This is a genomic window from Hymenobacter siberiensis (assembly GCF_018967865.2).
In the GTDB taxonomy this organism is placed as follows: Bacteria; Bacteroidota; Bacteroidia; order Cytophagales; family Hymenobacteraceae; genus Hymenobacter; species Hymenobacter siberiensis.
The window spans coordinates 3,561,568-3,574,058 of the sequence record NZ_JAHLZY020000001.1 but is presented as its reverse complement, the minus strand read 5'-3'; the positions used below and the strand labels follow the sequence as shown (position 1 = coordinate 3,574,058).

Annotated in this window: 13 protein-coding genes; 9 read left to right on the top strand and 4 right to left on the bottom strand. The window is 58.9% G+C overall.

Going from position 1 to position 12,491, the window contains the following annotated elements:
• Window positions 1-21 precede the first annotated feature (21 nt).
• The 5 genes from KQ659_RS15795 to KQ659_RS15775 all read left to right on the top strand — a co-directional run bounded on the left by KQ659_RS15795 (window position 22) and on the right by KQ659_RS15775 (window position 4,149).
• On the top strand, window positions 22-1,650 hold the full coding sequence (locus tag KQ659_RS15795) for an acyl-CoA carboxylase subunit beta (RefSeq protein ID WP_216688230.1): 1,629 nt from the start codon (window positions 22-24) through the stop codon (window positions 1,648-1,650).
• Window positions 1,651-1,654: 4 nt separating this feature from the next.
• The gene (locus KQ659_RS15790; protein WP_216680182.1) at window positions 1,655-2,089 is read left to right on the top strand and encodes an FEKKY domain-containing protein; all 435 of its coding nucleotides are present in this window, start codon (window positions 1,655-1,657) and stop codon (window positions 2,087-2,089) included.
• A 24-nt stretch (window positions 2,090-2,113) separates the two neighbouring features.
• The gene (locus KQ659_RS15785) at window positions 2,114-2,683 is read left to right on the top strand and encodes a zeta toxin family protein (RefSeq protein ID WP_216680183.1); all 570 of its coding nucleotides are present in this window, start codon (window positions 2,114-2,116) and stop codon (window positions 2,681-2,683) included.
• Window positions 2,676-2,858: a hypothetical protein gene (locus tag KQ659_RS15780; protein ID WP_216680184.1), complete on the top strand. Its 183-nt coding sequence runs from the start codon at window positions 2,676-2,678 to the stop codon at window positions 2,856-2,858. The genes KQ659_RS15785 and KQ659_RS15780 overlap by 8 nt, the downstream gene beginning before the upstream one ends.
• Window positions 2,859-2,997: 139 nt before the next feature.
• Window positions 2,998-4,149: a hypothetical protein gene (locus KQ659_RS15775; RefSeq protein ID WP_216688231.1), complete on the top strand. Its 1,152-nt coding sequence runs from the start codon at window positions 2,998-3,000 to the stop codon at window positions 4,147-4,149.
• 49 nt (window positions 4,150-4,198) lie between these two features.
• Here KQ659_RS15775 and KQ659_RS15770 read toward each other — a convergent pair whose 3' ends face one another.
• Window positions 4,199-5,449 carry a hypothetical protein gene (locus KQ659_RS15770; protein WP_216688232.1) on the bottom strand — a complete coding sequence of 417 codons (1,251 nt, stop codon included), beginning with the start codon at window positions 5,447-5,449 and terminating at the stop codon, window positions 4,199-4,201.
• A gap of 105 nt (window positions 5,450-5,554) precedes the next feature.
• Between KQ659_RS15770 and KQ659_RS15765 the strand changes: the two genes are divergently transcribed.
• From KQ659_RS15765 to KQ659_RS15750, 4 genes are all read left to right on the top strand, one after another.
• On the top strand, window positions 5,555-5,782 hold the full coding sequence (locus tag KQ659_RS15765) for a hypothetical protein (protein WP_216688233.1): 228 nt from the start codon (window positions 5,555-5,557) through the stop codon (window positions 5,780-5,782).
• 313 nt (window positions 5,783-6,095) lie between these two features.
• Complete coding sequence (locus tag KQ659_RS15760; protein WP_216680188.1) at window positions 6,096-6,362, top strand: ATP-binding cassette domain-containing protein; 267 nt, start codon at window positions 6,096-6,098, stop codon at window positions 6,360-6,362.
• A gap of 10 nt (window positions 6,363-6,372) precedes the next feature.
• Entirely contained in the window at window positions 6,373-6,621 is a 249-nt protein-coding gene (locus KQ659_RS15755) for a hypothetical protein (protein WP_216686133.1), read from the top strand.
• A gap of 14 nt (window positions 6,622-6,635) precedes the next feature.
• A complete protein-coding gene (locus KQ659_RS15750; RefSeq protein ID WP_226930007.1) occupies window positions 6,636-7,316 on the top strand; it encodes a DUF2490 domain-containing protein in 681 nt (226 codons plus the stop codon).
• Window positions 7,317-7,549: 233 nt separating this feature from the next.
• On the opposite strand, the gene KQ659_RS15745 is transcribed toward KQ659_RS15750, so the two are convergent.
• The 3 genes from KQ659_RS15745 to KQ659_RS21915 all read right to left on the bottom strand — a co-directional run bounded on the left by KQ659_RS15745 (window position 7,550) and on the right by KQ659_RS21915 (window position 12,459).
• The gene (locus tag KQ659_RS15745) at window positions 7,550-9,676 is read right to left on the bottom strand and encodes a DEAD/DEAH box helicase (RefSeq protein ID WP_216688234.1); all 2,127 of its coding nucleotides are present in this window, start codon (window positions 9,674-9,676) and stop codon (window positions 7,550-7,552) included.
• A 96-nt stretch (window positions 9,677-9,772) separates the two neighbouring features.
• Window positions 9,773-11,098 carry an ATP-binding protein gene (locus tag KQ659_RS15740; RefSeq protein ID WP_216686134.1) on the bottom strand — a complete coding sequence of 442 codons (1,326 nt, stop codon included), beginning with the start codon at window positions 11,096-11,098 and terminating at the stop codon, window positions 9,773-9,775.
• Entirely contained in the window at window positions 11,083-12,459 is a 1,377-nt protein-coding gene (locus KQ659_RS21915) for a tellurite resistance TerB C-terminal domain-containing protein (protein ID WP_216688235.1), read from the bottom strand. Before KQ659_RS21915 ends, KQ659_RS15740 begins: the two co-directional genes overlap by 16 nt.
• Window positions 12,460-12,491: the final 32 nt, after the last annotated feature.

Genomic DNA, 12,491 nt, shown 5'->3' with positions numbered 1-12,491 from the left:
CCAATCCCACCCGCTTTCCTTATGAACGTCGAGTTCAACCGCAACGAAGACCAACTCAAGCAACTTAGCTTCAACCTCAGTCAGAAGTTTCAGAAAGTAGCCCTCGGCGGGGGCGAGAAGCGCATTGCCGCCCACAAAGCCAAGGGCAAGCTCACTGCCCGCGAGCGCATTGAATACCTGCTGGATGAGGGCGCGGCGCAGGTCGAAATCGGCGCGTTTGCCGGCGATGGCATGTACAAGGAAGAAGGCGGCTGCCCCGGCGGCGGCGTGGTCGTGATAATCGGCTACGTGGCCGGGCGGCAGTGCGTGGTGGTGGCCAACGATGCCACCGTGAAGGCCGGCGCGTGGTTTCCCATCACCGCCAAAAAGAACCTGCGGGCCCAGGAAATCAGCATCGAAAACAAGCTGCCGATTATTTACCTCGTCGATTCGGCCGGCGTGTACCTGCCCATGCAGGACGAGATTTTTCCCGATAAGGAGCATTTCGGCCGCATTTTCCGCAACAACGCGGTGATGAGCAGCACGGGCATCGTGCAGATTTCGGCCATTATGGGCCCCTGCGTGGCCGGAGGTGCGTACCTGCCCATCATGAGCGACGAGGCCATGATTGTGAATGGCACAGGCTCGGTGTTTCTGGCGGGCTCCTACCTGGTAAAGTCGGCCATTGGCGAAAGCATTGATAACGAGGCGCTGGGCGGCGCGAGTATGCATTGCGAAATCTCGGGCGTGACGGACAACAAGTTCGATTCCGACGCGGAATGCCTCGACCATATCCGCGCTATTTTCGACAAGCTGGGCAGCCACCCCACGGCCGGTTTCAGCCGCACCGAGCCGGCCAGGCCCGCGCTGGCGGAGCAGGAAATCTACGGCCTGCTGCCCGCCGACCGGGTGAAGCCCTACGACATGATGGACATCATCAACCGCTTGGTGGATAACTCCAAATTTGAGCCCTATAAGCCCGATTATGGCCAGACGCTGCTGTGCGGGCTGGCCCGCATCGACGGCTGGGCGGTGGGCATCGTGGCCAACCAGCGCAAAATCGTGAAGAGCAAGAAAACCGGCATGCAGATGGGCGGCGTCATCTACTCCGACTCGGCCGACAAGGCGGCCCGCTTCATCATGAACTGCAACCAGAAGCGCATCCCGCTGGTGTTTCTGCACGACGTGTCGGGCTTCATGGTGGGCAGCCAGAGTGAACAGGGCGGCATCATCAAGGACGGCGCTAAGATGGTGAATGCCATGGCCAACTCGGTGGTGCCCAAGTTCACGGTCATCATCGGCAACAGCTATGGGGCCGGCAACTACGCCATGTGCGGCAAAGCCTACGACCCGCGCCTCATCGTGGCCTGGCCCACGGCCCAACTGGCCGTGATGAGCGGCGCGGCTGCTGCCAACACCCTCCTGCAAATCCAGGTGGCCTCCCTCAAATCCAAGGGCGAAGTCATTACCCCCGAAGCCGAAAAGGAGCTGCTAGACCGCATCAAGGCCCGCTACGAGGAGCAATTATCGCCCTACTACGCGGCGGCCCGCCTCTGGGTCGACGCCGTGATTGACCCGCTGGAAACCCGCAAAGTCATTTCGGAAGGGATTTCGGCGGCCAACCATGCGCCGATTGAGAAGGCGTATAACGTGGGGGTTATTCAGGTGTGAGGTTATGATTGACGGAATGAAAACGCTAGGTGCCATAGTTTTTTTGCTTACACCTGTACTGGGTTATAGTCAGGAAATTCGCCTAACTGGCGCACAGCTGGATGTTCCTGGGCATAACCAACTACTCTTTGTTTCAATTGCTGATTGTGAGAAGGAAGGAATTCGGCTTGCTGAAAATGATATGGCTAAGGGCGCCTATTTTTTGCTTTTGCAGAGCGGATTGGGACCAGTAGTCTATGCTTCCGACAAAATTTTTGAGCAAAAATTTGGGGTACAGTATTTTGAAGAAGGATGTTCTGCACCATCCAAGGAATGTATGATGGCATATAATGCCCGCATTTTTCGGTATCTACAACGCAACTATGCCAAGACTTGGTGGGAAAGCATAAGGAAGGACACCGTCGGATTCAAAGAGTGGAAGAAATCAATTAAACCATAATTCGAGCGTTCGATTTTTTTCGTCGTGAAAACCCGCTACCTCCTGGCCGGCTGCAATGGCGCGGGCAAAACCACTGCCGCCTACGCCCTGCTGCCCGACCTGCTGGACTGCCGCGAGTTCGTGAATGCCGATGAAATTGCCCGCGGCCTCTCGCCCTTCCAGCCCGAAACGGTGAGCATCCAGGCGGGCCGACTGATGCTGGCGCGGCTGCGAGAACTGCTGGCGGCGGGAGAGACTTTCGCGCTGGAAACCACGCTGGCCACGCGGCATTACCTGCGGTTTATTGCCGAGGCGCGGGCGCGGGGCTACGAGGTGATGTTGTACTTTTTCTGGCTAAATTCTGCGGATTTGGCAGTTGAGCGGGTTGTGGCCCGTGTGAGCGAAGGTGGGCATAACATTCCCGAACTGGTAATCCGGCGGCGGTATGTGGGCGGATTACAGCAGTTTTTTAATGCCTATTGCACCGCCGTAGACCAGTGGTTATTTGTCGATAATTCGAATGGTGCCGCCCATGCCATTGCCGAAAACAACGGTAACTTAGTAGTAGCTAATTCAGCCATTTGGCAATCCCTTCAAGCTATTTATCATGGATAAGGAGGAGCGCAACGCACAGTTAATCAAGCAGGTAGAAAAGGGTCTTGCTGCTGCTTACGCCAATATGCTGGCGTTCAAAAAATACAAGAACAGTCCCGTCATCATCTCCCGCGACGGGCAGATACTGGCCGTGCGCGCTGAGGATATGCCCCCGCCTACTAAGGGCTGCGAGTAGCCTGCTGGGAACAGGCGAAGTCCCTGCGGAAGGGATTTCAGCCAAATACCGGTGGTGCCATTCGGCCAAAATTCGTAGCCCAGTTGGTTGGCCGTGGCCTTACTGGCTACTTTTGCCGCCTACTTGTTTTGTAACCACAATGGCCAAGAAAATTCCTGCCCCCAAGCCGCAGCTCGTGCACATCAAGTCGCCCGGCGCGGGCACCAGTTCGCTTTCCAAGGCCCAGAAGGAGTTCAACCGCCTCACCAAGCGCATTGCCCGGTTGGAAAAAGAAGTGATTGACTTCCGCGAAGCGGCCACCAAGATGCGCCAGCGCGTGCAAAACGAGTACCGCCCGCTGCAAGCCCGCCACAACGACGCCCGCGCCGCCCTAGTGCGCCAGCTCGATGAGGCGTTTGAAACCCACAAGCTCACCAAAGGCGAAAAGAATAAGATTACCGACCTCATCGGGCAGTGTGCCGACTTGCTCGAACGCGGCCACGCCGACCTCACGCCCATCATCGACAAGCACGCGCCGCCGCTCACGGCCGAAGAGGAAGCGGCTGCCGACCAGCACACGGCGGAGATGATGAAGCAGCTGGTCAGCCTGCAGTATGGTATCGAGTTCGACCCCGACGTGGACGTGAGCACGCAGGAAAAATTCATGGCCTACGTGGACCAGAAAATGGCCGAGCGGGAAGCCGAGTACGAACAGCAGGCAGCCCAGGCCGCCGAGCGCCGCACCCAGCGCAAAAAGAGCCCGAAGCAACAGGCCGCCGAGGAGCAGAAGCAGGCCGAGGAGAAGAACATCACCAAGGCCGTGCGCACGCTCTACATGGATTTGGTGAAGCACCTGCACCCCGACCTGGAACCCGACGAAGCCGAAAAGCTGCGCAAAACCGAGCTGCTCAAGCAAGTCACCACCGCCTACCAGGCCAACGAGCTGCTCACCCTGCTGCGCCTGCAGCTGGAGCTACAGCGCATCGACCAAAGCCACCTCGAAAACCTGGCCGAAAGCCAACTCAAATACTACAACAAGCTGCTGAAGGAGCAAACCCGTGAGCTGGACGAGGCCCTGCTGGCAGAGCAGCAGGACTGGTCGGCCTTCACCGGCAAGCCCTATTACTACGTCCCCACGCCCGTTGCGATGGAGCTGGACTACCAGCACCAGAAGTTCGGCCTGGACTATAAAATCAAGCAGCTGGAAGCCGAAGTGCTGGCCTTCAGCCACGACCCGGCGGCGCTGAAAGCCTTTCTGAAAACGCATAAAATGCCGAAGATGGGCACGGGGCCGCTGATTTTTGGGCTGTAAATAGCGTTCCAGGCGGGCGCTGCCTCCGGTGCGCTAAGCCCCTGCCATATTAAACTGACGCAACTATTCGCCGGGCTACTTCTTCGAAAAACGGCATGCCGTGCAGCGCGGTAAAATCCTTGATGTGGCTGCGTAGTCGGGTTGCTTCGGCCGCGTTGGTGTCGGCGGCAAAGTGCAGCTCGACCAGCCAGATGTGCACCTGGAAATAGTCGAGCAGCCAGCTGTTGGTTTCCAGGTTGAAAAGCGAATGCAGGTGCGGGGCGCGGGCGCTGATGAGGCCGGTGCGCAGTTCGGCCACGGCCAGGAATGCCCGCAGCAGCTGGTCGAATACGTTGGTTTCGAGCCAGGGTAATTTGGGAAATTCGCGGTTGGTGAGGGTAAGCCAATCGAGCAGCGCCGGAAACTGACCGGTGAGGAACAGCCCTTCGGCAATCAGAAAATGATAGCCGGCCGGAAACAGGTTGTAGAATGCCGGTAGTGGCGCCGGGGGTACCACCGTGCGCGGCACCGTGAGGGCTTCCTGGTGCAGGCGGGCCAGCAGGGCGGTCGGCACCACGCGGTCGGGCGCATCGTACCACGCGGCTACTATCTCGGCAAACGCCCGCCGGCCTCGGGGGAAAGCGTGGACATCGGGCGGCACGGGCAGGGCCAGCAGCCGGGCCAGGCGTTGGCGCCAGGCGGCTTCGTCTCCGGCCAGAAACTCGGCCAGGAACAGGGCTGAATGCCCAAAAATCTGGGCTTCGGGCGTGTGCTTGTGCTGCAGGTAGGTGGCCAGCACCTCGCCAAACGCGCTGGTGAGGTGCGCCAGGTCCACGAAGGATTCGACGAAGAACTCCTGGCCCGCTGGGTGGGTGGCCAGCTGCAGGGCCAGCGGCGAGGCAGCCCCGCCAGGCTGGGCCGGCCGCGTAACGCGCCCCAGGAAATAGCCTAGCAACAGGCGCTCGGGCTGGGCCAGCTGCTCCATGGCCAGTAGCTCCGGAATGTCGGTGGCTGCGCCCGGGGCGGCCGGGTGCTGCATGGCCCGCCCTGTAACCGACTGGCCGAAGGCCGCAAAGTCGGCGTGGCCCGCGTAGCGGGCCAAGGTGTCGAGGGTGTGCAGGTGATAACCGCCTTCTTTGTCTACCAGGCCGAAAAACCGCCGTAGCGTGCTGGGGCTTAAGCGTCGGCCGCCCGCTGCGGCGTTCTGCTGCAACTCAAGCTCAAGGGCATCGCAATGGCTTGGGTAGCGCAGCGGCTGGCCAAAGCGGGCCGCAACGGTCTCACGCAAAGCAAACTGGATGTGTAGGGGGAGGCGTGGCACGGTAGGGGAGGTAGAATCAATAGTCAAAGAAAAAGAAATTTTTGGCCTTTGCGTCGTTTGGGGTGCTGCCGGATATTTGAAGTCCGTTTTACATGGTGATAAATTATGAAAAAGAAGTATTGTGAACGCGGCCATATCGTCCTTGGCGATACCTGTAGCCAGTGCGCCTGGCGCGCCAATACGGCCGCTGGGGACGCCATAAAACCTGCTACGGTCCCTGCGCTCAATGGCACGCTGGTTGAGCTGCGGAATCTGAAAGGTATGCTGCAGAAAAGGCTTATTACCGAAGCGGAGTATGACGAGCGGCGCAATTATATCCTGGCCAATTTCTAGCTGCGCGTGTATCCAAGTAGTTTGCAAAAAGCAGATTAGAGTAGCGCCGCAAAATGCGATACGACGAAAATAAGCAGCTTTATATCCATTAAAAAGCCCATTCCTGCCCAGGAATGGGCTTTTTAATGGATAGCCAGAATAAAATTGGGAGGATTGAAAAAATTGTGCTTTGTGTTTGCAGTGTACTGGAACAATGAGTAGGTAGTCAGTAATAATTAGTCAGTAATCAGATTTCATCTATCTAAAAATCAGTCAATTGATTTCTGTCTGACTGCCGATTACTGACGAATTAATATACTAGACAGGTACGGATATGGTCCGCATTCGCAACCTTCACTTCGGGTATTCCCGCAAGCGTCCGCTTTTCCAAAACCTGAGCCTGACGCTGGAGCGCGGGCATATTTACGGCCTGCTGGGCAAGAACGGGGCGGGCAAATCCACGCTGCTCCAGAATATAGTGGGGCTGGCGTTGCTGATGACCTTCAACTACCAGGCCTTGGGCCTGCGCAGCTTCGATGCCGTGAGCGCGACCATCGCCCTGAGCGGAACCGCCGTCCGGAGTCATGGCACCGCCAAATAGTGCCGCTGCCATGACCCGCCAAGCCCTGAAACACGCGCTGCTGCTGCAGCTGGCCATCATCTGCACCCGGTATCTGGTGGGCGGTGCGTTTGTGTTTGCCAATCTGATTAAAATCAAGGGGCACCGTTTCACGCAGATGGAGGGCACGGTGGCCGGCCACAACCTGGGGTATTTCATCGAGGTGATGTACCATTCGGGGCTGTATTGGCAGTTTCTGGGCTGGGCGCAGCTAACGGTGGGGCGGCCATCAGATTATTAAGAAAATGTTATGTAATGGCCCGGGTCGGTACCTTTACAGTCCGACTGGCGCGTTGCCGGCCCGGGTGCTTCCTGCTGATAAAATACTCCGTTCTGGCCGGCGCGCTACTGGCTGCTTTGGTGGGGGCGGCCCGCGCCCAAACGTCCCTCAATACCGTGCAGCCCTGGGGTAGCTGGGTGGTAGCCACGGCCCAGCTGCCGGGCAGCAAAGAGCACCCGTGGGGTGGCTACGCCGAAATCCAGGGCCGCTCCAATACCTTGGCCCGGCAGTTTTTCTACTACGAGCTGAAGGCCGGCGTGAGCTACGACATCGACCCAAACTTCACGGTGTTGGTGGGCGGCGGCCGCTACTCCACCTCCGACTACCGCGACCTTCCTGCCGGCCCGCTGAACGTGGAAAAGCGCCTCTGGGAGCAACTAGTGCTCACGCAGTATTCGCACCGCCTCAAAATCGAGCACCGCTACCGCTATGAGCAGCGCTGGTTCCGTTTCCGCGACGACAGCAGCAGCTTTCGCCAGCGCATCCGCTACCGGCCGAATGGGTTTTTTTCGCTGAACAAGAAGGTTTTTACTACTGGCAGCCTTTTCCTTTCGGCCTACGATGAGCTTTTTATCAACCCTCGCGGCCCCGTGTTCGAGCGCAACCGGCTGTACGGCGGTATTATTTATCAGATTAATAACCAATTGATTGTGTAAATCGGCTACGTCAATCAGGCCAGCTATAACTACACGAACGCGCAGGGTGATTTCGTGCTGCAAAACACGGCTGCTAAAAACAACATCGTGCTGGGCGTGATCTATAAGCTGGCCCACCGCGCCCAGCCGCCCGGCATGGAAATGCTGCCCTCGCAGCAGGACTGATTGGGTAGTAGCGGCTAGGGCAAGAACGTCATGCTTCGTTGCGCTCTGCATGGCCGGCTGCTTATTGCCTATACCACCACCGTATTCCGCAGGAAATCAGCCGCGCCCGCGAAGTCGAAATACCGCTCCTTTAGCACGGCTACCTGCAAATGCTCCGGCAGCTTGGTGCCCCACTTGGCAAAGTCAATCAGCGCCGGGTTGCGGGCCAGGGCGTCGCGTAGGTGAAAATCCACGTCTTCCGCAAACAGTCGTAACTGCTCGAAAAGCGCTGGCAGCAAGTGCACGGCTACTGCGAGGCCGAAGCTGCTTTGGCTGTCGTCGAAAACGAAGTCCACTTCCAGCTGCCGGAGCAGGAAGGCCAGGCTGCGGTTGATTTTGGTGCCGGTGAAGGTGTAGAAAATCAAGCCCTTGTCTTTCACTAGCGCGGGGCGCTCGTGGGTGAGCTGGGCCGGCCAGACGCGGCCGGCAAACTGCTGGCGCAGGCTGCGCAAGGCCAGCTGGCTCAGCTCGTCCAGCTCGGGGTAGTCGTCCGGGGAAACGAGGATTTCCAGCATTTTTTCGCGGATGCGCGGGTGCACCGTGCCGCCGCCGCCCGAAAATATCGGCCGCTTGCCGTCGCGGGCGGGCACCACTTCAATGCGCTTGGTGGCCCCGTCGATGCCGGTGATTTTCCAGGTGCGGGCGGCCAAAAACAGGTTTTCCTGCTCCTGAACTTGCAGCGAGTAGGGAATTTCGCCCACCGTTTTGCCGGCGTGAACCACCTTGAACACCGGCTCGGTTTTGAAAACGCTGAAAAACTCCCGCGAATTCACCGTAAACTCGCCTTCGACCCCGATAATCAGCTCCCCGCCCAACGCTTCCAGCCAGTCGATGCGGAGTAATTCGTCCAGGATTTCATTGGCCGCCGCCGGGGCTATTTCGGTGAAAGCGGTGTTGGCCAGCAGCTCCTTGAGCAGCGCCGCCCGGCCGATGCCGGCGCGCTCCTTCACGATGGACAGCGCCTGGTGCAGCAGCAAATCATACGGGTGGCGGGCGGCCCGCAGCGGCTCCACAAAACCGTCTTGGTAGAGCAGCCAGCAGGCCAGCGACTGCACCAAGCTCCAGGGGTTGGTGGCGTAGAGCAGCAGCTCGCTGGCCGCGCCATCGCGGCGGCCGCTGCGGCCCACCCGCTGAATGAGCGAGGCCACCGACTGCGCCGCGTCAATCTGGACCACCTTATCGACCGAGCCGATGTCGATGCCCAGCTCCAGCGTGGACGTGCAGGCGATGCAAAACGGCTGGCGCTGATTGTGTTTGGCAAAATGCTCCACGTACTCGCGCACCTCCTTGTGCACCGACGAGTGGTGCGAAAAGTAGTTGGCGTGGCCGTGCACCCGGTCCGAAATCAGGCGCAGTTTCACGGCCACTACTTCGGCCAGCCCGCGGGTGTTGGGAAAAATCAGGGCCTTGCTGCGGCTGGTTTGCTTGTAGAGGTCTTTGAGCAAATCGAGCGGTAAATCGGCCCCGCTGCGGTCGGCCGGGAAGTAGCGGAACTGCGTGTGCATTTCCTTGCCGGCGCGGTCGAGCAGCACCTTCGTGCGGGCGGCCTCGCCGGTAAAGCGCTTGGCCTCGGCATAGTCGCCGATGGTGGCCGACAACCCCACCACCGCAAACCGCGCCCGGCCGGCGCGCCGCAGCCGCGCCAGCAGCGACTGCAGCTGCAAGCCCCGGTCGGTGCCCAGAAACGAATGAATCTCGTCAATCACCACGTAATCCAGCTGGCTGAACAGGGTTTTGACGCTGCGGGGCGCATGCACGAACATGGCTTCCAGCGACTCCGGGGTGATGAGCAAAATGCCCGCCGGCTGGTCCAGCAGCTTCTTTTTCTCGGTGCGGCTGGCCTCGCCGTGCCACTTGGTCACGGGCACGTCGAGGTATTGGCACAGGGTCTCCACCCGCTGAAACTGGTCGTTAATCAGGGCGATGAGTGGCGACACATACAGCACCCGCACGCCCGGCTGCCGGAAATCAACCTTCGACAAAATGGGCAGAAAAGCCGCCTCCGTTTTGCCCGAGGCCGTGCGCGAGGCTAGGATATAGTTGTCGTCATCGGCCAGAATATGCTGAATAGCGGCGGCCTGAATCGGGCGCAATTCCTCCCAGCGCTGGTCGCGCACGTAGCGGCGAATGGGCTCGGCGAGTAGGTGGAAGGCCATTTTTAAGCTGTTAGCTGTCAGTCATTAGCTGTCAGATTTTATTCTAAAGTAATCAAATAACGATAGCGCTAACAGCTGGCAGCTAACAGCTGAAATTTACAGCACGTCAATGCCGTCTACCAGCGCGTCTGTTCTCGACTCGTCGGGCCGCTCGTCCCGAATCTGAATGTCGCGGAACAGCTTGCGCTTTTCCAGGCCGGGGTTTTGCCGCAGCAGGCTCAGGATGTTGAGGAAGTCGCGGATTACCTCGCGGGGCGTGAGAAATTCGCTGGCTCCCGGCTTGTTAAACATCTCTTCCATAAAGGCTTCGATATCGGTATCGGAAATGGCCAACTCGGATTTGTAGTTGAAATCGAAGATTTCCTTCAGCTTTTGCAGCAGCACAAATACCTCGTTGTGCGAGAGCGGCAGCAGGCGGATAACGGGCTGGGCGAAATCGCGCAATTCACTGGTTTCGAACTTATTGGTTTCGAGCCGCGACTTCAGGGCCTGGTAGCTGAAGAGGCCGCGCCGCTCGTTTTCCAGCACCTCGCGGGTGCCGGCGAAGTTGAGGAAGAAATGGCTGACTTTGCCCTGAAAGCAGTCGTTATAAATGGTCAGAATCTTCTCGTAATTCTTCTCTCTCGATACCGAGGTGGAGATTTTATACAGGTTAATGGCCTCGTCGAGGTTAATCATGAACCCGCTGTAGCCCATGCTCACGAACAGCCGGCAGAAGTTCTTGAGCATGTCGTAATAATTGACATCGTTGATGATTTCGCGCACGCCGAGGTCTTGCCGGGCCTCGGTTTTGGTGCGGTACTCGCCCTTGAGCCACTTCAGCGCATTGCGGCGCAATAGGTCATTATCAGTGCTGTAGCCTTCGTAATACTTCATTACCACGGTGCCAAAATCGAAGCCGCCCACGTCGGTCAGCTCCTGAATGGTAGCCATGATGGCAGCCTGCACCCTGGGCAAATGCTGCTGGTCGCGGATGCTGGTGAGCGGAATATCGTGGTCGAGGGCCGTTTTGCTCATCACCTGCTCAATCCACTTTTCGAGCAGCGTGGCCAGCGCCCCGCCCTCGGGCTTGGTCTGAATAGCAATGTTGTCCATGATGGCCGAGTACAGGGCCACGGCCTTGCCATCGTTGGCGTAGAGGCGGTTATCGGGCGTGAAGTCGGCGTTGGCCACCACGAATTTCTGCTTCAGGGCCACCGTATTCAGCAGGTGCAGCATGAAGGATTTGCCCGAGCCGAAGTCTCCAATCCAGAACTTGACCATGCTGTGGCCATTCTTCACGTCGTCTAACGCCTGCAAAAACGCCGCGATTTCGGGCGAGCGCCCCACCGTGATGTGCTGCACGCCCAGCTTGGGCACCACGCCGCCCAGCAGCGAGTTGATGATGGCCGTGGCTTCCTTGGGTTTCACGTTATCGAGCATTGGGCAGTAATTTTCTGATAATAAGGTTCGTAGATGGCGTAGCCGTCGGCGGTTTCCTCCACCAGCACGTCGTCCAGCAAGTCGGCGCAGGCCTCGTTCAGGCCGTCGATGAGCTGGTTGCGCAGGGTGCCGTGGGTTTTGGCAAATGCCTCCACCGCGGCCTGAGGCAGGGCGAGCTGGTGGGCGGCAAAGAGGGCCAGCAGCGCCTGCTGTAGTGCGGTGAGCTGCACGCCGGCTGCAAAGGTAGCCGCCAGGGCCGGCGCTTTCGGTGGTTTGGGCGGGCGCGGTTTTGGGGCGGCTGGGGCCTTTTTGGGCGGTTTAGCGGCCGGTGGCGCGGGCGTGTCCTGCAGGTACTCGTTCAGCAGCTCCACGGTGCCGGCGTGCTGGGCGCGCACGGCCTGCACTGTGCCCATGTCCAGGGTAATTTTTTTGCGTTCCTGAAAATAGACTTTTGCCACTTCGGTCGTGGCTTGGTTTAAGTCGCGCGAGTGCAGCAGCGACTGGCAAATAGCCTTGAACCGCTCCTGGTGCTCAGGTTGCGGAAACAGCTTCTTTTGCAGGCGTTTGATGAGGGGCCGGGGCTTAAAATTCCACTTGCACGCCACGCCGTAGTGCAGGTAGTGCAGGTACAGGTGCAGGGCGGGCGCACGCACCAGCTCGCCGAGCTGCTTGGTGGCTTCGTAGTAAATCTGCGGCATCACCGGGTTGCGGTTGTTCAGGTAGCACAGCTCGTACACACCCGCCGCGAACCCGACCGTATCGGTGGGCAGCAGGGCCAGCAGCTTTTCGAAGTGCGGTTTGTAGCGCCCGTTGTCCAGCACGTTGAGCGCCTGCTCGGTTTCATCGTCGGGCAGCGGCACCGTTTTGGCCAGGGGCGCGAGCAGCGCCTGCACCGCCTCCCCAAAATACCGCTCGAAGGAATGCGCGGTGTCGAGCACGGCGGTGAAATACCGCTTTTCCGGGCTCATTGGCATGCCGTAGCGGTGCCGCACCACATCCTCGCAACGCTGTAAAACCGTGAAATACACGATGGCCGCCACCTTGCTGCCGGCGGCAGCGGAGCTGACGTAGCCCTGCTCTCTATGATTGAAATAGCCGTATTGCTCGCTTTTTTCGGTAAGCTCCTTGGCCTGCTGCTGAAACGTGGTGCCCGCCGCTTTGCACTTGGTTTCCAGCTCGTTCATCACTAGTAAATAAAGCCGGACGGCCTCGCCACGAGGGGTTTCAAGCTGCATCAAACCATTGCCGGGGGGCGTGAATTTGTTGAGCCAGCTGACCTCCTTCCTATTGAGCCGCAGGTTGTGCTCGTACAAGTCGCCCAGCGGAGTATGCGTATGGTAATAATAATGGCGGCGAAACACGGGCGTAACGTTAAAGTGGGCAGGGCATTAAA

Bases quoted from the DNA above. Each gene is read 5' to 3' on its own strand.
- KQ659_RS15795 (WP_216688230.1), top strand. From the start codon at position 22: ATGAACGTCGAGTTCAACCGCAACGAAGACCAACTCAAGCAACTTAGC.
- KQ659_RS15790 (WP_216680182.1), top strand. From the start codon at position 1,655: ATGATTGACGGAATGAAAACGCTAGGTGCCATAGTTTTTTTGCTTACA.
- KQ659_RS15780 (WP_216680184.1), top strand. From the start codon at position 2,676: ATGGATAAGGAGGAGCGCAACGCACAGTTAATCAAGCAGGTAGAAAAG.
- KQ659_RS15775 (WP_216688231.1), top strand. From the start codon at position 2,998: ATGGCCAAGAAAATTCCTGCCCCCAAGCCGCAGCTCGTGCACATCAAG.
- KQ659_RS15765 (WP_216688233.1), top strand. From the start codon at position 5,555: ATGAAAAAGAAGTATTGTGAACGCGGCCATATCGTCCTTGGCGATACC.
- KQ659_RS15760 (WP_216680188.1), top strand. From the start codon at position 6,096: ATGGTCCGCATTCGCAACCTTCACTTCGGGTATTCCCGCAAGCGTCCG.
- KQ659_RS15755 (WP_216686133.1), top strand. From the start codon at position 6,373: ATGACCCGCCAAGCCCTGAAACACGCGCTGCTGCTGCAGCTGGCCATC.
- KQ659_RS15750 (WP_226930007.1), top strand. From the start codon at position 6,636: ATGGCCCGGGTCGGTACCTTTACAGTCCGACTGGCGCGTTGCCGGCCC.
- KQ659_RS15745 (WP_216688234.1), bottom strand. From the start codon at position 9,676: ATGGCCTTCCACCTACTCGCCGAGCCCATTCGCCGCTACGTGCGCGAC.
- KQ659_RS15740 (WP_216686134.1), bottom strand. From the start codon at position 11,098: ATGCTCGATAACGTGAAACCCAAGGAAGCCACGGCCATCATCAACTCG.